The organism is Massilia pseudoviolaceinigra (assembly GCF_030846505.1).
Lineage (GTDB): Bacteria > Pseudomonadota > Gammaproteobacteria > Burkholderiales > Burkholderiaceae_D > Telluria_A > Telluria_A violaceinigra.
The window spans coordinates 240,245-260,507 of the sequence record NZ_JAVCWL010000003.1; the positions used below are offsets into that span (position 1 = coordinate 240,245).

13 protein-coding genes are annotated in these 20,263 nt (G+C 65.4%); 10 read left to right on the forward strand and 3 right to left on the reverse strand.

From position 1 onward, the window contains the following. Positions 1 to 44 precede the first annotated feature (44 nt). The 3 genes from RBA40_RS04640 to RBA40_RS04650 all read left to right on the forward strand — a co-directional run bounded on the left by RBA40_RS04640 (position 45) and on the right by RBA40_RS04650 (position 3,773). Positions 45 to 2,126: a hypothetical protein gene (locus RBA40_RS04640; RefSeq protein ID WP_306646349.1), complete on the forward strand. Its 2,082-nt coding sequence runs from the start codon at positions 45 to 47 to the stop codon at positions 2,124 to 2,126. A 99-nt stretch (positions 2,127 to 2,225) separates the two neighbouring features. Then, positions 2,226 to 2,399 carry a hypothetical protein gene (locus RBA40_RS04645; protein WP_157778855.1) on the forward strand — a complete coding sequence of 58 codons (174 nt, stop codon included), beginning with the start codon at positions 2,226 to 2,228 and terminating at the stop codon, positions 2,397 to 2,399. A 198-nt stretch (positions 2,400 to 2,597) separates the two neighbouring features. Then, the gene (locus RBA40_RS04650) at positions 2,598 to 3,773 is read left to right on the forward strand and encodes an HPP family protein (protein ID WP_306646350.1); all 1,176 of its coding nucleotides are present in this window, start codon (positions 2,598 to 2,600) and stop codon (positions 3,771 to 3,773) included. A 40-nt stretch (positions 3,774 to 3,813) separates the two neighbouring features. Here RBA40_RS04650 and RBA40_RS04655 read toward each other — a convergent pair whose 3' ends face one another. Next, positions 3,814 to 4,512, reverse strand: coding sequence for a UPF0149 family protein (locus RBA40_RS04655; protein WP_306646352.1), 699 nt, complete (start codon positions 4,510 to 4,512; stop codon positions 3,814 to 3,816). Positions 4,513 to 4,604: 92 nt separating this feature from the next. On the opposite strand from RBA40_RS04655, the gene RBA40_RS04660 reads away from it, so the two are divergent. The 4 genes from RBA40_RS04660 (at position 4,605) to RBA40_RS04675 (ending at position 12,859) form a co-directional block, all read left to right on the forward strand. Continuing rightward, positions 4,605 to 5,609, forward strand: coding sequence for an SrkA family protein kinase (locus RBA40_RS04660; protein ID WP_306646354.1), 1,005 nt, complete (start codon positions 4,605 to 4,607; stop codon positions 5,607 to 5,609). Between the two features lie 132 nt (positions 5,610 to 5,741). Next, positions 5,742 to 8,969 (forward strand): coiled-coil domain-containing protein, encoded by a 3,228-nt coding sequence (locus RBA40_RS04665; RefSeq protein WP_306646356.1) that lies wholly within the window; start codon positions 5,742 to 5,744, stop codon positions 8,967 to 8,969. Positions 8,970 to 9,039: 70 nt separating this feature from the next. Further along, complete coding sequence (locus RBA40_RS04670) at positions 9,040 to 9,759, forward strand: substrate-binding periplasmic protein (protein WP_306646358.1); 720 nt, start codon at positions 9,040 to 9,042, stop codon at positions 9,757 to 9,759. 367 nt (positions 9,760 to 10,126) lie between these two features. Continuing rightward, complete coding sequence (locus RBA40_RS04675; RefSeq protein WP_306646360.1) at positions 10,127 to 12,859, forward strand: polysaccharide deacetylase family protein; 2,733 nt, start codon at positions 10,127 to 10,129, stop codon at positions 12,857 to 12,859. Between the two features lie 305 nt (positions 12,860 to 13,164). Here the strand turns inward: RBA40_RS04675 and RBA40_RS04680 are convergent, their stop codons facing one another. Further along, positions 13,165 to 14,205, reverse strand: coding sequence for a DUF475 domain-containing protein (locus RBA40_RS04680; protein ID WP_306646361.1), 1,041 nt, complete (start codon positions 14,203 to 14,205; stop codon positions 13,165 to 13,167). A gap of 217 nt (positions 14,206 to 14,422) precedes the next feature. Here RBA40_RS04680 and RBA40_RS04685 point away from each other — a divergent pair, with 217 nt between their 5' ends. From RBA40_RS04685 to RBA40_RS04695, 3 genes are all read left to right on the forward strand, one after another. Continuing rightward, a complete protein-coding gene (locus tag RBA40_RS04685) occupies positions 14,423 to 14,845 on the forward strand; it encodes a divergent PAP2 family protein (RefSeq protein ID WP_306646363.1) in 423 nt (140 codons plus the stop codon). Between the two features lie 229 nt (positions 14,846 to 15,074). Beyond that, complete coding sequence (locus tag RBA40_RS04690; RefSeq protein ID WP_306646365.1) at positions 15,075 to 16,211, forward strand: efflux RND transporter periplasmic adaptor subunit; 1,137 nt, start codon at positions 15,075 to 15,077, stop codon at positions 16,209 to 16,211. Positions 16,212 to 16,214: 3 nt separating this feature from the next. Beyond that, the gene (locus tag RBA40_RS04695) at positions 16,215 to 19,439 is read left to right on the forward strand and encodes an efflux RND transporter permease subunit (RefSeq protein ID WP_306646366.1); all 3,225 of its coding nucleotides are present in this window, start codon (positions 16,215 to 16,217) and stop codon (positions 19,437 to 19,439) included. Between the two features lie 117 nt (positions 19,440 to 19,556). Here RBA40_RS04695 and RBA40_RS04700 read toward each other — a convergent pair whose 3' ends face one another. Next, positions 19,557 to 20,039, reverse strand: a complete 483-nt coding sequence (locus RBA40_RS04700) for a hypothetical protein (RefSeq protein ID WP_306646368.1) — start codon at positions 20,037 to 20,039, stop codon at positions 19,557 to 19,559. Positions 20,040 to 20,263: the final 224 nt, after the last annotated feature.

Genomic DNA, 20,263 nt, shown 5'->3' on the forward strand with positions numbered 1-20,263 from the left:
CATGGCAGCGCGCTAGTGACGCTTCTATCCACAAGGAGAACCACATGGTCGGAATCGTGCGCGTGGTTGGCGAGCGCGGCAAGGAAGTCGGCTCCATCCTGTGGCGCTGCGTGTACAGCTTCAGCCTCACCTTGCTGTGTTCCGCCGGGCTGGCATTCATCCCCCAGGGCAGCGAATCGCTGCGCCTGGTCAGCGATCCGGGCTGGACCTTTCCCATCTTCATATTCGCCGTGGCCAGCTGGTCGACCGCGGCCTGGTACAGCGCGCGCCTGACCCTGGGCCGCGTATTCGACGGCACCTCCCTGCTGGACCGCACCGACACGCCGTTCGTCAACGCCATCCGCATGTGGCTGCCGCGCTTTCTCGGCATCGTGCCGGCCAGCGTGCTGTCGATCCAGTTCCAGCGCCTGGGCGAGCCGGTGCTGGCGCTGGCCTGCTTTCTCACCGCCTTCGCCATGGGCGTGTTCGTGGTCAAGCGGCGCGCCTGGTTCGCGTCGCGTTTCCGCGGTTTCGAGGGCCAGAGTACCTCGATCCGCTTCGAATCGCTGCAGCAGCGCACCGTGCTGACGGTGTCGCTGGCCATCCTGCTCACCTTTATTCTGCTGTCCGCCGTGTGGATATGGCCGGTCGAAGTCACGCGCTTCGTCACCGCGCCGGCGCTGCTGTGTTTCGCGTTCGCCAGCTGGATCCTGTTCGGCGACCTGGTGCTGACCTATTACTTCAAACAAGCAAAGCTGCCCTCGATGGCGGCGCTGCCGCTGCTGCTGTTCGTCGTGTTCAGCCTGTGGAACGATAATCACCAGGTCAAGCTGCTGCCCGCCGGTCCGGGCGATCCGCCGGTGATCCGGCGCCAGATCGACGGTCACCTCGATGCCTGGCTGCAAACGCGCGTGGACAGCGGCGCGCTGGTGCCGGGGCGGCCGTTTCCCCTGTTCGTGGTGGCGGCCGAGGGCGGCGGCATCCGCGCCGCCTACTGGACCGGCATGGTGCTGGCCAGGCTGCAGGATGATAGCGGCGCGCGCTTCGGGCGCCACCTGTTCGCGCTGAGCGGCGTGTCCGGCGGCAGCCTTGGCATCGGCGCGTACGCCGGGCTGGTGGCCGATGCCGGCAGCGGCGGCCTGGCCGGCGCCCCGTGTGCGGGCGGCGCGCGCGATGGCGCCTACCAGACCTGCATGCGCAAGGTCTTGCAGCGCGACTTCCTGTCGCCGACCCTCGGCTACGCGCTGTATCCGGACATGCTGCAGCGCTTCTTGCCATTTGCAATCCCGGCGGCGGACCGGGCCCGCGCGATGGAGGCAGCGTGGGCGCAGGGCTGGGAAAACGCCACCGGCAGCGAGCGCTTCGGGCGGCGCTTCGACCAGCTGTGGGCCGCCGACCCTGCCATGAACGTGCCCTCGCTGCTGCTCAACGCCACCCTGGTCGACGGCGGCAACCGCATCATCGCCAGCGACCTGGTCATCGACGGCAGCTTTCCCGATGCCTACGACGCGCTGGACCCGGTGCTCGACCTGCGCCAGATGAGCCTCTCCACGGCGGTGCACAACAGCGCGCGCTTCAGCTATATCAGCCCGGCCGGCACGGTGTCCGCCTGCCGCGAGGGCGAGGCGCTGGTGGCGTGCGCGCCGGGGCGCGACCGGGCGCCGTGGGGGCGTATCATCGATGGCGGCTATTTTGAAAACTCCGGCGTCGAATCGGTGCGCGACCTGCTGTTCGCGATGCGTCCGGCGCTGGCTCGGTGGCGCGCACGCGGCTACGATATCGACCCGGCCGTGATCGTCATCAGCAATTCGCCGGACGCGATCGCGCCGAGGGACAAGCAAGACCCGGCCGGCGCGCGCATGGACACGACATTCCTGTCGGAACTGCTGGCCCCGCCGCTGGGACTGTTCAACACCCGGACCGCGCGCGCCACCTTTGCCGTCACGGCGGAGAAGCGCGACATGGCGGTGATCCTGCCTGCCGGGCCGACCCGCTTCCTGTGGTTCGGCATGCCGACCAAAACCCACACGCCGCTGGGCTGGGCGCTTGCCGGACAGACCTTCAAAGGCATCGATACGCTGCTTGAGCCGCCGTATGACAACAGGCGCCCCTTCGACCTCGTGTTGAAAAGCTTGCCGCCGCCGTAATCTGTGCCGCAGGAAATAATTTCCCGCTTACGTGGGGTGGCGAACGGAACTGTTGGCGGGAAGCGCGTATTGTTGTGTCTCAAACAAACAGGAGGCTCTATGACCAAGCACACCAACGACCCAACTGAGCAGCAACAGCGCGAAGATCAGCAGGTTCAGCAAGATGCCACCAAGAACCGCCAGCGCGCGCAAGCGGAAGAAGTCGCCGGCAACCACAAGAACGACGGCGTCAAGGATCACCAGGGCGCCGACAAAGGCCCGCGCGGTCAATAAACCGCCCCGGTAATACCACTCATCGGCCCGGCTTGCTTTCCTTTACAGGATCGCACGCCGGGCCGATGTGCTTTGGCGTCGCCCCCATTTCCGGCAGGACGACGCCGCAGTCCTGCAAATGCACGAAAATAGTGCGTCCGTGCACCTTTCTGGCTCATCTGTGGTGTAATTGCCGCTTCCCCGTTCTCGTTCACCCGCATGTCCGACCCGCGCGCCGCCTGGCTCACCGCCTTATTACCTCCGCCCAACAGTGCCGCCCGCCTTGAGCAGTGGCGCGCCAGCATGGCTGCCTTCCTGGCGCTGATCCTCACCGGGGTGCTGTGCACCTGGACCGGGGGCGCTGCCGGCCTGTGGCTGATCGCTCCGATGGGCGCCTCCGCCGTGCTGCTGTTCTGCCTGCCCGGCAGCCCGCTGGCCCAGCCGTGGGCCGTGATAGGAGGCAACGTCGTCTCGGCGCTGGTGGGCGTCGCCTGCGTCAAGACCGGCCTCGCGCCCCAGATCGCCGCGCCGCTGGCCGGCGGCCTGGCGATTGCCGCCATGTTCGCGTTGCGCTGCCTGCATCCGCCCGGCGGGGCAGTAGCGCTGACGGCCGTGCTGGCCGGTCCCGCCGTGCACGAACTGGGCTTCGGCTTTGCCGTGACCCCGGTGGCGCTCAACTGCGTGCTGATGGTGGGCGCGGCCCTGGCCGTCAACAACCTGACCGGACGGCGCTACCCGCACCGCCAGCAATCGGCGATGCAGAACGTGCACGACACCGCCGATGCGGTGCCTACGGCACGCCTGGGCTTTAGCAGCGCCGACCTTGACGGCGTGCTGGAGCGTTATGGGCAAGTGCTCGACGTCAGCCGCGACGACCTCGAAGGCATCATCCTGGCCACCGAAACGGCGGCGTACGGGCGCCGCTTCGGCGTGATCCGCTGCGGGCAGATCATGTCGACCGACGTGGTCACGCTCGAATTCGGCACGGCGCTGGCCGGCGCCTGGGGCCTGATGCGGCATCACCAGGTGCACGCGCTGCCGGTGCTGAACCGGGCGAGGAGGGTGATCGGCATCGTCACCCAGACCGATTTCCTGCGCCACAGCGACCTGGACGTGTACGGCGGACTGGGGAAACGCCTGCATGCACTGCTGCAGCGCAGCGGGCTGACGCATTCGGACAAACCGGAAGTGGTGGGGCAGATCATGACGGCCAGGGTGGCCACGGCGCATGTACACACGCCGATCGTGGAACTGGTGCCGCTGATGGCCAACGCCGGCCTGCACCACATTCCCGTGGTCGATGACGAAGACCGGTTTGCCGGCATCGTGACCCAGTCCGACCTGGTGGCGGCGCTGTATCAGAGCCGGCTGGCCGAACTGGCGCCGGCGGCGTAGGGCATCGCGCCCACGCGCACCGGGCCTGGTACTTAATTACTCATTCGGCAACCGGATCGGCGCCGCAGCACTTCTTGTACTTCTTGCCGCTGCCGCAAGGGCACTCGTCGTTGCGGCCGACTTTCGGCTCGTCGCGCTTCATGGTGGTGACCGCGGCCTTGCGCAGCGGTACCCAGAAGCGGTGAATCGCCGGCAGGTTGGCCTGGATATCCAGGGCCAGCTTGTGGCCTTTCATCGGCGTATCGACTTCCTTCAGTTCTTCTTCCTCGATCTCGTCGGCGCCGAGCAGGTAGATCGGGCGCATCAGCGGTTCCAGGTCCGATTCCCAGATCGGATCCCACGAACCCGGGCGCAGTTCCATGCCTTCCCAGAAGCCCCAGCACCAGGCTTCGCCGTCGAGCAGCATCGTGCCTTCGTGCTCGGCTTCGCAGAACAGCGGCTCGAATTCCTTCGGCGCCACTTCAAACGTGACCAGCACTTCATTCATGAAGCGCATGATCAGTTCGATGATGCGTTCTTCTTCCTTGGCATTCTTGAACTTGGGGACGCTCTTTTCATCCTCGCCCCACACTTTCGGCAGCCACTCGGCCGGCATGATGGTTTCCGGACCCATCGCCACGGCGGTCAGGTAGCCGTGCAGGGTGTCCATGGTCATGGCGTCTTCCGCACTGCGGTCGGACAGGAGGAACTGGTCGAGTTCGTCGAATTCTTTTTCTGAAAGGGGCTGGTCGAGTTGCATGGCGTGCTCTTGTTGATCGTTGAAGCCGCTAGTTTAACGCGTTCGCGCACAGGGACGTACTGTTAAATGCGGCGCGCCGTACAATAGCGGGCATGACGACGCCATATTCCGACCCCGACACACCCGCCATCCACCCATTTTCGAACCTGAGCCCGGAGTGCGTGCTCGACGCGCTCGACAGCGTCGGCCTGCGCGCCGACGGCCGCCTGCTCGCGCTCAACAGCTACGAAAACCGGGTCTACCAGGTCGGCATGGAAGACGCCGCGCCGGTGGTGGCCAAGTTCTACCGCCCCGAACGCTGGAGCGACGCCGCCATCCTGGAAGAGCACGCCTTTGTGCAGGAATTGACCGAACGCGAAATTCCCGTGGTCCCCGCGCTCACGCTGGACGGGCGCACCCTGCACAGCTATGGCGGCTTCAGCTTTGCCGTCTTCCCGCGCCGCGGCGGGCGCGCGCCCGAGCTCGACGACCCGGCCGTGCTGGAGTGGACCGGACGCTTCATCGGCCGCATCCACGCGGTCGGCGCCCTGTCGGGCTACACCGAGCGCCCGGCACTGACCATCGACACCTTCGGGCGCGAGCCGCGCGACTTCCTGCTGGCCAACGACTTCATTCCGCCCGAACTGCTGGCCGCCTACACCAGCGTGGTCGAGCAGGCGCTCGACGGCGTGCGCCACTGCTACGCGCGGGCGGGCGAATCGGCCCAGCTGCGCCTGCACGGCGATTGCCACGTCGGCAACGTGCTGTGGACCCCGGACGGCCCGCACTTCGTCGACTTCGACGACAGCCGCACCGGCCCGGCCATCCAGGACCTGTGGATGCTGCTCTCGGGCGAGCGGCGCGACATGGTGCGCCAGATGAGCGACATTTTGGCTGGCTACGAAGACTTTGCCGACTTCGACGAACGCCAGCTGAACCTGATCGAAGCGCTGCGCACCTTGCGCCTGATCCATTACTCGGCCTGGCTGGCGCGGCGCTGGGACGACCCTGCCTTTCCGGTCGCCTTCCCGTGGTTTAATACGCAACGTTATTGGCAAGACCGCATCCTCGAACTGCGCGAACAGATCGCGCTGATGGATGAGCCAGCGCTGTGGTAACGCTGCTGTAGAGCAAAGGGCCGAATTGGCTGGTTTTTCCGCGTCTGATCCGTGCGCCGGTGCGGGGCGACCTGACAGATAATCAACGTCAGGCCTTCCCATGCCGGGACGGTAGCCCAAGCGAGAACGACGATGGAACCCACACCAGCCCCGCACGACGATGCCAACCTGACCATCGCGCTGCCGCCCGACGGCGCCGCGCCCCAGGCTGCCGCTGTGCCCCCGGCTGCTGTTGCCACGGAACCCGGTCCCGACCGCGCCCAGTCCGAGATGCGCGCCATCCACGAAGCCATCGCCCGGGTCGAAGCCGAAGCCAAAGCCTCCTGCGCCGCTGAAAGCCGGGCCCACGCCGAAGCGCGTGCGCGCGGCCTGGCCGAGGAGCGCGCCGCCATGGACGCCGCCGCCGCCGCTGCCGCCTTGCAAAACGCACAAGCCTCCGAAGAAGCCATCGAAGCCAACCGCGACCGCCTCGAAACCCTGCGCGCCGCGGCCCAGGCCAGCCTGGAACGCCTCGAAGCGGTGCGCCAGGAAACCGCCGAACTGCGCGCCCGGGTCGAAGCCGATACCCAGATCAAACTGGCCGCCGAAACGCGCCTGAAGGCCGATGAAGAATCACGCCGCCGCGCCACCGAGCAAATTGCCGCCGAAGCCGAGCTGGCCGAACAGGCCGCGCGCGCCACCGAAGCGCTGCTGGTCCAGACCGAGCAGGCGCGCCTGCAGGCGGTCGAACGGGTTGCCGCGGTGCACGCCGCCCAGGAAGAAGTACTGCACATCGCCAATGCCGATGCCCGCATGACCACGCTCGCGCGCGAACGCGAGCGCCAGGCCAAGGGTGCGCGCCACACCGCCGAACTGCTGGCCGAAGCCGAATCGGAAGCGCTCGAACTGACCGTCCAGCGCGAAAAAGCCGACCAGATTGCCCTGGCATCGGCCTTTGCCCGTGCCGTGGCCGAAGCGCGCGCGCTGGAAGAAGCACGCGCCCTGGCCCACATCGAACAGGAACGCGAAGCGATCGCCATCGCCCAGGCCGAGTCCGAACGCGTGGCCGCCCAGTCGATCCACCTGCGCCTGCAATCCGAGAAAGAACTGCGCGATGCTGCGCTGCACCGCGAACGGCTGGAAAAGATGGCTGCCGCGGGCGCCGCCGCCCGGCGCGACGCCGAAGCGCGCATCCTGACCGCCACCGAAGAACGGATCGACGTCGACAAGCGCCTGCGCGAAGTGGCCCTGGCGCGCGCCAAGGCCGAAGACGACGCCAGCGCCGTCGTGCAAGCGAAGGTCGACGCCGAAGCGCTCGCCACGGCACAAGCGCACGAACGCGCCCTGGCCGACCAGGCCGCCGCCGCCGCCGCCCTGGCCGAAGCGGAAGAACAGCAACGCGCGCGCGTGCTCGCCGAAGAACGCGCCAGCCTGGCCCAGGCCGCGGCCGACCTGGCCGCCGCCGAAAACGCATCCGAACAAGCCGCCGTGGCGTCGATCGCCGAACAGGTCGAGCTGCAGCGCCGCGCCAGCGCGCTGGCCGCCGACAAGGCTGCGCAAGCGGCCGCACTGGCGCAGGCCGAACAGGCCCATGCCGAAGCCGAACAAGCCGCGCTGGCACGGCTGCAGGAACGGCTTGAAGCCGAAACCCGCGCCGCCGAAGCGGCCCAGGCGCGCGCCGACGCCGAACAGACCGAAGCGGTGCTGCTGCGCCAGAAAGCCGATTGCGAACAGCGCCTGGCCGAGTCCAGGCAAATCGAAGTGGAAGCGACCCGCCTGCTCGCCGAGCAGGTCGAGATCGACAGCGCGCAAGCCAGCGCCGCCGCCGACGCCATCGCCGCCCAGGCGCGCGTGGCGCAAGAACTGGCACGGGCGCAAAGCGCGCGTGCCGAGGCCGAACTGCAAACGCTGGCCATGGCTGAGCAGGCGCTGGCGCTGGCCGAAGAAACGCTGGCCAACGAGCGCGTCCGCGCCGAGAGCGAGCGCAACGCCCTGGCGCTGGCCGAACAGAACGCCGCCGAGCGGCGCCAACTGGCCGAGCTGGCAGCGAGCACCGAGCAAGCCAAGCGGATCGAAGCCGAAGCCACGCGCAACCTGGTGCAGCAGGCCGAAACCGAAAGCGTGCAGGCCCAGGCCGCCGCCGACGCCATCGCCGCGCAGGCCCGCGCCGCCATCGACCTGGCTCAGACCCAGAGCGCGCGTGCCGTGGCCGAACAGCAAAAACTGGCGCTGGCCGAACAGGCACTGGCCGACGAACGCGCGTGTGCCGAGAGCGCAGCCGCCGCGCTCGCCCTGGCCGAACAAACCGCCGCCGGCCAGCGCCAGATGGCGGTCGCCGCCGCCTACGCCGAGCAAGCCAAACGGCTTGAAGCCGAGGCCACGCGCGAACTGGTGCAACAGGCTGAAATTGAAAGCGTGCAGGCGCAGAACGCCGCCGACGCCATCGCCGCCCAAGCGCGCGCCGCCGCCGAACTGGCCGAAACGCAGCGCGAACGCGCCCGCTCCGAGCAGCAAAAACTGGCACTGGCCGAGGAAACGCTGGCGCAGGAACGCGCCGTTGCCGACAGCGGGCGCGCCGCCGTCATGCTGGCCGAGCAAACGCTGGCCGCCAAGCGCCAGCTGGCGTTGGCCGGTGCCGGCGCCGAGCAGGCCCGCCGTATCGAAGCCGAGTCCGCGCGCGTGCTGGCGCAACAGGCCCAGGTCGAAACCGAACAGGCGGCACGCGCCGCCGATGCTGTCGCGGCCCAGGCACGGGTGGCGACCGAGCGCGCCCGGGTGCAGCAGGTGCGGGCAGAGGCCGAACAACAGAAACTCAAGCTGGCCGAAGACGCGCTGGTGCTCGAACGTGCCAGCGCCGAAACCGAGCGGGCCAGCGTCGAGACCGAGCGCGCCTCGCTGGCGCTGATCGAGCAAAAGCTTGCCACCCAGCGTCAGCAACTGGCGGCCGACCAGCGCGCCGAGCAGGCGATTGCGGCGCGCCTGGCATCCGAACAGGCGGCCTGCCTGTCGGCGCGTACGCGGGCGGAAGCCGAACACGAAGCGGCCAGCATGGCGCGCCAGTTCCAGGTCGCGCAAGAAATCGCCGCGCTGGCCGCGCAAGACAAGCGCGACGCCCAGCGCGTGCTGCTCGACAGCGCGCAGGCGCAGGCCGAGATGCAGCGCAAGAGTGCGATCACCACCAAGGAAATGGCCGACGCCAAGCGCGAACTGGTGGCGCTCGAAATGCGCCGCCTGGAGGCCGATACGCACACCCTGATGGTCACCAAGCATGCCATCGACGACGAAAAACGCAGCAGCGCCACCGATGCGGCGCAGCGTTCGACCTCGGCCACGATGACGCACCAGGTGCTGGGCCGCCTGACCGCGCCGGCCAAGGGCTGAGGCGGGCAGGGCATGCGTCGCGCAGAGGCTGCTCTTACTGTCCGCCTGCTGATGAGGTAAGATCGGCGGCATGACGAATCCTAAGTTGCTCCTGGCCTTGCTGCTGTCGCTCCCACCCGGAGCGCAGGCGGCGGAGCTGTCGGTGCTGGTCGACACCAGTACCGACATGCCGATGGCACGCTTCGAGCGAGGGCGGCTGGTCGACGGCATCCACAAAGACATCGGCCAGGCGCTCGCCGGCGCGATGGGGCGTACGGCGGTGTTTGTGGCAATGCCGCGCAAGCGGATTGTGCGCACGCTGGAAGATGGTGGTGCGGACGTGCTGTGCAGCTATGTTCCCGAATGGCTCAACGGATCGTTCCACTGGAGCCGGGCCTTCGTCCCGATCACCCAAGTGTTGATCACGGCGCGCAGTGCGGCGCGTCCGCGCAGCGTGGCCGACGTGTCGGGCAAGCCGATCGGCACCGTGCTCGGCTACTCCCATCCCGAGCTTGACGACATGCTGGGCGCGGGATTCATCCGCGACGAAGGAGTCAGCTCGCTGGCCAACCTGCGCAAGCTGGCGGCGGGGCGCTTGCAGCATGTCGTCACGGCCAAACTCTTTCTCGACTACCGCCAAAAGCTCAGCGACCCCGTGCTTGTGCTGCACCCGCCGCTGGAGGTCAAGAGCTATATGGGCCAGTGTGCGGTCTCCCCCAAGGGCAAGGTCGCGGTGGCCGATGTCGACAAAGCCATCGCGCGCCTGATCGCGAGCGGCGCCATGAGCACTATCCTCGCACGCTACCAGTAGTGCCCATTACCGCCGGGCACAGATCTTCCTCAACCGGGGTCAGAGCTCTGACTAGCAACTCTTTTTCGTTTCCCAACCGGGGTCAGAGCTCTGACTCGAAATTTTGTTAAACGCACTGATTCCTGCTACGTCGGTCTTATGAGCATTTGGACGGGGTTCGCCGTGCAAGCGATACATTGGGATATTTTGGGGTTTTCGAATTTTGCAAAATTTCGAGACAGAGGTCTGACCCCGGTTAGGAAACGAAAAATGTTGCGAGTCAGAGCTCTGACCCCGATTGTGGGAAGGTTGACTGCAGGTGTAGGAATTTTCGGTGTGTTTGGTTTTGCAATACAATCGATGCAATTCTTCCAACAGGTGTGTCTCCGTGACTTCCACTTCCATCAAAATCGCCGCTGCGCTTGCTATCGCGGGCGCGGCCGGGGCGACCTTTTTGTTTGCCGGACGTAAGCCGGCGCCGGCAACGCCGCCGCCCGCGCCGGTCAGGTCCGCCCCCGCCGCCACGCCTGCGCCGCGCACCGATACCGCGCCGCTGATGAGCGGCATCCAGGCCTTGCTGGCCAATTACCGCAAGATCATCGTCCTGCTCGCCGACGAGAAGTCGATGCCGGCCAATGAGCGCGATCAGGCGCAGCGCGTCGGCCAGAACCTGTTCCACGAGAATCAGTCACGCGCCGAATCCCTCGAACGCGACGTGGCCGCGCTGCTCGCCTCCACCCAGCCGAACCGCTTCGATGCCGTCAGCGAACTGCTCAGCTTCATCGAGTCCGACAAATCCCTGTACGACGCCGACCGCCTCGCTTTCCGCGAGCTGCTGCAAGGCTTGCTGGCGGAAGTGGCCAAGGATTCGAGCTTGCCGGCCATTAAGATCCACAAGCGCCTGTCGGAGGATCTCGATGCGCTGGCCGAGATCGAGCGCAACTACGAGAAGGAAATCCGCCAGGTCTTCGGCCGCTACGAGTCGCGCGCGATCGAGCTCAAGCGCGAGCGCTGGGACACTTACCTGGCTTACCTCAAGACCCTGTACGCGCGCGACACCATCCTCAAGGAGCATGGCGTGGTGATGCCTTACCCGGCATCGGCCTTGCCCCCGGAGCCCAAGGCCAAGGCGGAGCCCGATCCCAACGAGATCTTCGGCAATTCCTTGCCCAAGAAAACCGTGGTGCTGACCTTCGACGACGGTCCCCACAAGCGCTACAGCGAAGAAATCGCCGCGATCCTCAAGCAGTACGGGGTGCCGGCGGTGTTTTTCAGCGTCGGGCGCAACCTGGGCAGTGTCGATGCCGCCGGCAAGGCGACGCTGTCGGAGGGCGCCGCGGTCAGCCGCAAGCTCAAGGCGGGCGGCTACACGCTGGCCAACCACAGCTACACGCACGCCCAGCTGTCGAAAGAAACCGGCGACAGGCTCAAGGCCGAAATCCTCAACACCGATGTGCTGCTCAAGGCGATCGATGCCGGCCGCTCGCCGCTGTTCCGCTTCCCCTACGGCGCGCGCAACAGCGAGGGCATGCATGCGCTGCAGGGCGCGCACCTGCGCTCGGTGATGTGGAATATCGATTCGCTCGACTGGGCCGATCCAGTTCCGGCCTCGATCGCGGAACGGGTCCTGCGCACGGTCGACAAGGAGGGCCGCGGCATCATCCTGTTCCACGACATCCATGCGCGCACGGTCAAGGCGCTGCCTGCCGTGCTGGACCGCCTGATCGCGGAGGGCTATCAGTTCGCCGGCTGGGATGGCGCCAATTTCACCAGCGCCAACACGGCCGCCGCGCCCGCCGAAAAAGTGGCGGTGAGCACCGGCTACGCCAATTCCTGGGCCATCGTGATCGGTATCGACAGCTATCCGAAGTGGCTCAAGCTGCAGTACGCGGTGCGCGATGCCCAGGGCGTGCGCGAAACGCTGATCGGCAAGTTCGGCTTCGCGGCCGAGCGCGTGGTGTCGCTCAACAATGCCGAAGCGACCCGTGCCGGCATCCTTGGCGCCTTCCATGACCGCCTGGCCCACGGCGGAGTGCAAAAGAATGACCGGATTTTCGTGTTTTTCGCCGGCCACGGCGCTACCCGCAAGCTCAGTTCGGGCCGCGACCTCGGCTACATCGTGCCTTACGATTCCGACCCGGCTCAGTTCGCCACGGATGCGATTCCGATGAGCGAAATCCAGAACATCGCCGAGAGTCTGACCGCCAAGCATGCACTGTTCGTGATGGATGCCTGCTACAGCGGGCTGGGCCTGACACGCGGCGGCGGCGCCGGTGCATTCCTGCGCGATAACGCGCGCCGCATCGGGCGCCAGATGCTGACCGCCGGCGGGGCCGACCAGCTGGTGTCGGACGGCGGGCCGAACGGGCATTCGGTGTTCACCTGGACCTTGCTGCAGGGACTGGCGGGGAAGGGCGACCTCAACGGCGACGGCCTGATCACGGCCACCGAACTGGCGGCCTATGTGGCGCCGGCGGTGGCGGGCGTGTCGAACCAGACGCCGGCGTTCGGCAGCCTGCCCGGCTCGGAAGGGGGCGATTTTGTGTTCGAGCTGCCGGTCGAGGCGGAGTTTCTCAATCCGCAGACGGCGCAGTTGTCGACCGAGGCGATCGCGCTCAACGCCAAGCTCGACGCGGTGCGTCCGGACGCGCCCAAGTCGGACGACAAGCCGGGCGTGACGGCACCAACGGCGCCGGTCGCGGTCAAGGATTTGCAGGGCAAGGAGCAGAAGCTGGTGACGCCGCTGGCGGTGCCGTCGTCGGCGCGCCAGCTGGCCCAGCGCGCCAACGACCGCGGGTTGCAGCTGTTTAAGGAGAAGCAGTATGCGGCGGCCGAAGCTGAATTCACCGAGGCGCTGAAACTGCGCGCCGACTTTGCGCTGGCGGCCAATAATCTGGGCTTCGTGTATTACAAGCAGGGGAAATTCGCCGAGGCGGCGCGCTGGTTCGACAATACCGTGAAGATGGACCCGTCGCGCGCGGTGGCGTACCGCAACCTGGGCGATGCGCATGCCCAGGCGGGCGACGTGGCGAAGGCGAAGCTGGCGTTCAAGACCTTCCTGGAACTGGCGCCGGCCAGCCCGGGCGCGGTGTATGTGAAGCAGCAGATGGAGAAACTCTAAGGTGTCATGCGCTGGTGCAGTATCTTTGCACCGTTGACGTCGCTCTCGCGCCAGCGCGGCCCTCGGCGGGAACGCATGCGTTCCCGCCTCTCCAGGAAACTGGCCGCTCGACTCGATGGCCTTAGGTTCAGCGTTATTCTCGCCACAAACTTCAGAACCGTCATTCCCGCGCAGGCGGGAATCCAAGTTCAATGAGCTGCCTGCAACTGCGTTACGGAATTGGATTCCCGCCTGCGCGGCAAGTCATTTCCGCCAATGGCAGAAAGAATCGTGGGGGAAGCTCGCCTCCCCCAACGGCGCCCTTGTCAAGCCACCCCCAAGGCCTCCTGCTGTTTCTTGTACCGTAGCGACGACCATAGCGACACCAGAATGAACGCCACGCCCGACAGCCCCGTGAACCACTCCGGAATGTGATAGCGCACGCTGGCGAACATGATCAGCGCCAGAATCCCGATGGCGTAATGCGCGCCGTGTTCCAGGTACACAAACTCTTGCAAGGTGCCCTTGTCGACCAGGTACACCGTCATCGAGCGCACGAACATGGCGCCAATGGCCAGGCCCAGCATGATGATGACCACATCGCTCGTGATCGCGAACGCACCGATCACGCCGTCGAAACTGAACGAGGCATCGAGCACTTCCAGATACAAAAAACCGCCGATACTGCCGCGCGAAACCATCTGCCCGATGGTCGGATCGGCTTCTTCTTCCTCCAGCAGGGTACTGATCCAGTTCACGCCCACGTAAATGACCACGCCGAGCACGCCCGCCATCAGCACGCTCAGCTTGCGCGCTTCCGGCACCAGGTACATGGCCATGAACGCCGCGCACAGGGTCAGCATCACCGACAGGCTCTCGCTGCCGTATTTACCCACCTTCTCTTCGAACACGCCGAGCCAGTGAAGTTCCTTCTCTTCGTCGAATAAAAAGTTGAGGAACACCAGCAGCAGGAAGGCGCCGCCGAACGCCGCCACCTCGGCATGGTTCTCGGTCAGGTGGCGCGAGTATTCGTCAGGCGTGTTGATCGCCATGGTCCACACGTCCAGCAAGCCCAGCCCGGTGGCGACGGAAACGATGACCAGCGGAAAAACCAGGCGCATGCCGAACACCGCCACCAGAATCCCGACCGTCAGGAACAGCTTGCGCCAGAAGTCGTTCCAGTGGCGCAGCACCGAGGCGTTGACCACCGCGTTGTCGAACGAGAGCGACACTTCCAGCACGCCAAGCACCGCGGATATCCACAGTGCATTGAGCAGCCCGGGGATGCCGCCGCGCGAGTAGCCCCACCAGGCGGCAACGCACATGAGAATGAAGGTGACGAGGAAGGAGAGTCTGAAGTGGCGCATGCGGAAATTCCCAAGGAAAAATTCGATACGAACGGCGGGCGCCGGCGAGGCGGCGGTCTGATGTCATTCTAATAGGTTTTCCTGCCCGATGAGCGGTCAAACGCGCGCGTGCGCCCCGGCTCGGCGGCCGGTGCCGTGGTCCCCCTGGCGGGCGTGATCTGCGATAATTGTTAATTACGCAGCAATTTCGCGGTTTAATGACAACAAGGATACACGCATGGATATCAGCTACCTCATCACGCCAGTCCTGACCTGGCTGGTGGTGGGACCAATCAAGTTCCTGATTAATAGTGCACGCCAGCGGCGCTGGGCGTTCAATCTGGTCGGCAACGGTGGCTTTCCCAGCAATCACAGCTCGGTCGTGACCAGCATGGCGACCCTGATCGCCCTGCGCGAAGGCATGGACAGCCCGGCATTCGGGGTGGCGGTGACCCTGGCATTTATTGTGATGATCGACGCCAACAGCCTGCGCCAGCACGTGGGCCGCCAGGCCGCCGCCATCAACCGCGTGGCCGGCAGCGCCGCCGACCATACCCATCTGCGGGAACGCATGGGCCATACCCTGGTCGAAATCACGGGCGGCATTTGCACCGGTATCGGCATGGGGTTTGCAATTTTCCATCTGTTCGAGCGGTTCTGACCCGGCGCCATGGCGCGGGACTAAAAAACACATGGGGTGTGGCTGCCCAGTTTGTTGCAACTCAGTACGGCAAGAATGCAGTTCAGTCCCGCAAATCCGCAGTTCAGGCATCTAAACGGGCAGGTTGAAAGATTGCTAATTGACGTCGATATCCGTCTCAAGGATACTTTGCCGCGGATAGTTTTCAATTTGATACATACGTCTGACCGATTTGAACCCGGAGAATCCCATGCTGCGCAAAACAATGCTCGTCCTCGCCATCGCCACGGCGCTCGCCGCCTGCAGTAAGGACGCCAAAGAACCGGGCAAGGACGCCAAGGCGGCCGCCCCCGTCCAGTTGCTGGTTTCTCCGGAAGATATGCTCACGATCCAATCGAACGCGCTCGCGTCCGGTCCGGTCGTGACCGGCTCGGTCCAGCCCGAACGCAAGGCTGACCTGCGCGCCGAAGTCTCGGCCGTGGTGCTGCAGGTGCTCAAGGAAAACGGCGACATCGTCAAGCGCGGCGATATCCTCGTCAAGCTCGACGAAACCGCCATCCGCGACAGCCTCAGCTCGGCCGAGCAATCGGCCCGCGCCGCTTCCCAGGGGCTCGACCAGGCCGAACGCCAGCTCGAACGCATGAAAACCCTGCGCGCCTCGGGCATGACCTCGGCCCAGGCAATGGATGACGCCGAAGTGCGCCGCAACAATGCCCTGAGCGAAGTGTCGGCCGCCAAATCGCGCGCCGCGCTGGCGCGCCAGCAACTGGCCCGCACCATGGTGCGCGCGCCGTTCGACGGCGTGGTCAGCGAACGCAAGGTCTCGGCCGGCGACACCGCCTCGGTCGGCAAGGAATTGCTGAAAGTGATAGACCCGTCCAGCATGCGTTTTGAAGGGCACGTCTCGGCCGACCGCATCAGCACGGTCAAGGTTGGCCAGGCGGTCAGCTTCCGGATCAACGGCTATGCCGGCGAAGAATTTCGCGGCGTGGTCAAGCGGGTCGATCCGGCCGCCAACGAAGTGACGCGCCAGGTCGAGGTGCTGGTCGGGTTTGCGCCCGGCTCGGCGGTGCCGAAGGTTTCCGGCCTGTACGGGGAAGGGCGCATCGAGGCTGAAACCAAGGCTGCGCTGATGTTGCCGGAAGGCGCGCTGGTCAAGGCCGGCGACAAGGCCTACGCCTGGCGCCTGCGCAACAAAACACTGAACAAGGTCGACCTCGCGGTCGGGCCGCGCGACACGCGCACCGGCAACTACGAGATCAAGCAGGGCCTGGCCGCCGGCGACATCGTCATGCGCAATCCGAGCTCGGCCTTCAAAGAGGGCCAGAAGGTCGAACTGGCGCCGGCCAAGGTTGCCGCCGCCCCAGCTGCCGTGCAGGGGAAATAAGCCATGTTTCTTTCCGATTTCAGTATCAAGCGGCCAATCGCGACGATTGTGCTGATCGTCGCCTTGATGTGCATGGGCCTGCTTGCCCTGACCAAACTGCGCGTCAACCAGAATCCCGACGTCGAAGTGCCGGTCTTGCAGATCAATATTCCGTATCCGGGCGCGTCGCCCGACACGGTCGAGCGCGAAGTGATCAACCGCATCGAAAAGTCGCTGCTCAGCATTTCCGGCGTGACCGATGTGCACGCCAATGCGGTCGAGGGCAATGCCCAGTTCTGGCTGGAGTTCAACTTCGACAAGAACCTGATCGAAGCGTCCGACGAGGTCCGCAACGCCATCGCCACGGTGCGCTACAAGCTGCCGACCGAGATGCGCGAACCGATCCTGCAGCGCCTGGACCCGGCCACGCAGCCGATCCTGAACCTGGCGCTATCCTCCACCAGCCAGACCCATGCGGAAATCTCGCGCCTGGCCGAGGACGTGCTGGCCGACCGCTTCCGCGGCATTGACGGCGTGGCGACGGTCAACGTCAACGGCGCGCTGCGGCGCGAACTGTCGGTGCTGCTGCGCGCCGAAAAGCTGCGTGAGTATAATGTGGCCGTGTCCGACGTGGTCAACGCCTTGCGCACGCAAAACACCAACGCGCCGGTGGGCAAGATTCGCGGCGAATACGACGAGAAAAGCATCCGCCTGGTGGGCCGCATCGAGTCGCCCGAGGAATTCCAGCAGATCGTGGTCAAGCGCCGCGGCGACGAAATCGTGCGCCTGGCCCAGGTGGCGGAGATCCGCGACGGCTTTGCCGAAGTCAACAACCTGAGCATCCGCAGCGGCAAGCCGAACGTGGGCATCACCATGACCCGCTCGCGCGATGCCAGTACCGTCAGCGTGGCGAACAAGGCCAAGCTGCTGATCAAGGAACTGGAAAAAGAACTGCCGAAAGGCACCGTGCTGGAAGTCACGCGCGATGGCGGCGATGAAGCCCAGCGCAGCCTGAACAATGTGATCGAGTCGCTGATCTTCGGCGCCGTGCTGACCATTTTCGTGGTGTACGCCTTCCTTAATTCGTGGCGCTCGACCCTGATCACGGCGCTCTCCTTGCCGACGTCGGTGATCGCTTCGTTTATCGCGGTCTGGCTGTGCGGTTTCACGCTCAACTTCATGACCCTGCTCGGGCTGTCGCTGGCGATCGGCGTGCTGATCGACGATGCGATCGTGGTGCGCGAAAACATCGTGCGCCACATGCAGCGCGGTTCCGACCGCCGCAAGGCTGCCCTCGAAGGCACCGCCGAGATCGGCATGGCGGTGGCCTCGACCACGTTCTCGATCATCGCCGTGTTCATTCCGGTGGCCTTCATGCCGGGCGTGTCCGGTGAATGGTTCCGTCCGTTCGCGCTGACGGTAACCTGCTCGGTACTGGTCAGCCTGGTCATTTCCTTCACGCTCGACCCGATGCTGTCGGCGTACTGGGGCGACCCGCCGGACCACCACACGGCGCCGAAAAAAGGCTTGTCGCTGATGCTGCATCACTTTAACGAGTGGTTCGACCGCCAGGCCGACCGCTACGGCAATGTGATCGCCTGGGCCTTGCATCACCGCATCTGGATGACCCTGATCGCCGTGGCCACCTTCGCCGGCGCGATTTATCTGCAGGGCGCCAAGGGCGGCACCAGCTTCCTGCCGGAGGCCGACTATGGCCAGTTGCTGATCGATATCCGCACGCCGGCCTCGTCGAGCGTCGAGTATTCGCGCGCCAAGCTGGAAAAGGCGGCCGAGCTGGCGCGCACGATCAAGGAAACCAAGGATACCAACGCCTTCATTAACACGGGCGGCGGCAAGGTGTATGTCGATATCGGCAAGCGCGCCACCCGTTCGCGCAGCGCCAAGGAAATCGCGGTCGAGCTGCGCGCCAAGATTTCCCAGCTGGTCGGCGCCGAATACGTGGTGCTGGACGACATGAACAATGGCGCCAACAAGCCGATCCAGATCCAGTTCACCGGGCCCGATTCGCGCAAGCTGCTCGACATCGCCAATGCCTACATGGAAAAGCTGCGCATGGTGCCGGGCGCGATCGATGTCGGCCTGTCCGAACAGGATCCGAAAAACGAATTGCAGATCGAACTGAACCGCGGCCTGGCCAATTCGATGGGCATTTCCGTCAACGATGCGGCCCAGTCGCTGCGGGTGGCGTTTGCCGGCGTCGAAGTGGGCGACTGGGTCGACCCGACCGGCGAAACGCGCGACGTGGCGGTGCGCCTGCATCCGGACGACCGCATCAGCGCCGACAATATCGAACGCTTGCCGATCGCCGTGACCGGCACCAACCAGATGGTGCCGCTCGACCAGATTGCCACCATTACCATGGGCAAGGGGCCATCCGGCATCTCGCACAAGAACGGCAAGCGCACCATTTCGGTGTCGGCCAATGCGCAGGGCCGCTCGAACGGCGAAGTCACGGCCGACGCCATGAAACTGGCCGATACCTTCGATTACCCGCCCGGCTACGGCCGTGAACTGGGCGGCGCCGGCCAGGACCAGCAGGAGCTGTTTACCGAAATGGGTATCGCGCTGGTGTCGGGCATCGGGCTGATGTACCTGATCCTGGTGATGCAGTTCGGTTCGTTTACGGCGCCGCTGGCGGTGATGCTGTCCCTGCCGCTGTCCTTGATCGGCGTGGTGGTGGCGCTCCTGGTGACCGGCAACACCCTCAACCTGATGAGTTTCATCGGCATCATCATGCTGATGGGCCTGGTGGCGAAGAATGCGATTCTGCTGCTCGACGCGGCCAGGAGCCGCGAACGTGAAGGCCACAGCCGCGAGGATTCGCTGATGGAGGCGGGCCGCGCGCGCCTGCGTCCGATCCTGATGACCACCTTCGCCCTGATCGCCGGCATGTTCCCGGTGGCGCTGGGGCTGGGCGAGGGCGGCGAGTTCTACCGGCCGCTGGCGATCGCGATCATCGGCGGCACCATCACGTCGACCATTTTGACCCTGCTGGTGGTGCCAACCTTCTACGACAGCATTGAGATCAAGACTGACAGCATGGGCGCCAAGTTCCACCGCCGTTCGGCGCGCTTCGGGCCGCTGCTGGCGTTCCTGGCGACGTTTATCGAGGTGATTTTGTTCCTCACCTTTATCCGCCTGATCTATCGCCTGATCATGCGGGTGGTGCGCCTGGTCACGGGTGACAAGCGCAGCGCGGCTATGCGGGATGCTTTGCCGCTCAAGTAGCCGCAGTTTGTAGGGGGCACTGCCGGCACATCGGAACCGGATGCCGTCAGTAGCCGGGCCGCCGTTTCTGCCACTGGCAGAAACGGCGGCTTTTCATTTGCGGACATGCACGATCGGTCAGCGCTTGTCCTTCTCGGGCGGCGGGGTGGTGTCCGTGCTGCCTGAGGTGCCGCTGGTGCCCGATGTTCCGGTCGTGCCCGATGTACCACTGGTGCCTGAGGTACCGGTGCCGGTCGTGCCCGTGCCAGTGGTCCCCGTGCCGGTCGTCCCAGTGCCGGATGTGCCGGTGCCCGAGGTGCCGGTCCCGGTATCGCCCGTCGTGCCGCTGGTACCCGTACCGCTGGTTCCGGTGCCGCTGGTTCCGGTGCCGCTCGTGCCGGTGCCGCTGGTACCGGTATCGCCTGTTCCGGTCGTGCCGGTTCCAGTCGTGCCGCCGGTGCCGCTGGTGCCGGATGTGGTGCCGGAGGTCGTACCGGAGGTGGTGGTGTCGCTGGTGCCGGTGCCGGTGGCAGGGGTGTCATTGCGCTTGCAGGCAACGAGCATTGACGCCAGCAGCGCCGCGGTCAGCAGAATTTTTGGTGCGGTTGTGAATGCTTTCATTGTTTACTCCTCGGTCACGTCAATTGAGTACCGCTGCCTGTCACTGCATAGCCGCAGGCAACGGCGCCAGGTCGATCCTGCCGGACATACACGCTGCCCGGCGAGGACCATCAGGGAACCGACATCGTGCATAAGGCGGTCCCATTAACTGATGCGCGAATTCGACTGTAAAAATTAGACTTTCAACATCTGCGCCAGTTCATCTTTATTTGCGTATCTGACGT

What these genes read in the sequence shown, in the direction of transcription:
- RBA40_RS04640 (WP_306646349.1), top strand. Translation starts at nt 45, where the DNA reads ATGGTCGGAATCGTGCGCGTGGTTGGCGAGCGCGGCAAGGAAGTCGGC.
- RBA40_RS04645 (WP_157778855.1), top strand. Translation starts at nt 2,226, where the DNA reads ATGACCAAGCACACCAACGACCCAACTGAGCAGCAACAGCGCGAAGAT.
- RBA40_RS04650 (WP_306646350.1), top strand. Translation starts at nt 2,598, where the DNA reads ATGTCCGACCCGCGCGCCGCCTGGCTCACCGCCTTATTACCTCCGCCC.
- RBA40_RS04655 (WP_306646352.1), bottom strand. Translation starts at nt 4,512, where the DNA reads ATGCAACTCGACCAGCCCCTTTCAGAAAAAGAATTCGACGAACTCGAC.
- RBA40_RS04660 (WP_306646354.1), top strand. Translation starts at nt 4,605, where the DNA reads ATGACGACGCCATATTCCGACCCCGACACACCCGCCATCCACCCATTT.
- RBA40_RS04665 (WP_306646356.1), top strand. Translation starts at nt 5,742, where the DNA reads ATGGAACCCACACCAGCCCCGCACGACGATGCCAACCTGACCATCGCG.
- RBA40_RS04670 (WP_306646358.1), top strand. Translation starts at nt 9,040, where the DNA reads ATGACGAATCCTAAGTTGCTCCTGGCCTTGCTGCTGTCGCTCCCACCC.
- RBA40_RS04680 (WP_306646361.1), bottom strand. Translation starts at nt 14,205, where the DNA reads ATGCGCCACTTCAGACTCTCCTTCCTCGTCACCTTCATTCTCATGTGC.
- RBA40_RS04685 (WP_306646363.1), top strand. Translation starts at nt 14,423, where the DNA reads ATGGATATCAGCTACCTCATCACGCCAGTCCTGACCTGGCTGGTGGTG.
- RBA40_RS04690 (WP_306646365.1), top strand. Translation starts at nt 15,075, where the DNA reads ATGCTGCGCAAAACAATGCTCGTCCTCGCCATCGCCACGGCGCTCGCC.
- RBA40_RS04695 (WP_306646366.1), top strand. Translation starts at nt 16,215, where the DNA reads ATGTTTCTTTCCGATTTCAGTATCAAGCGGCCAATCGCGACGATTGTG.
- RBA40_RS04700 (WP_306646368.1), bottom strand. Translation starts at nt 20,039, where the DNA reads ATGAAAGCATTCACAACCGCACCAAAAATTCTGCTGACCGCGGCGCTG.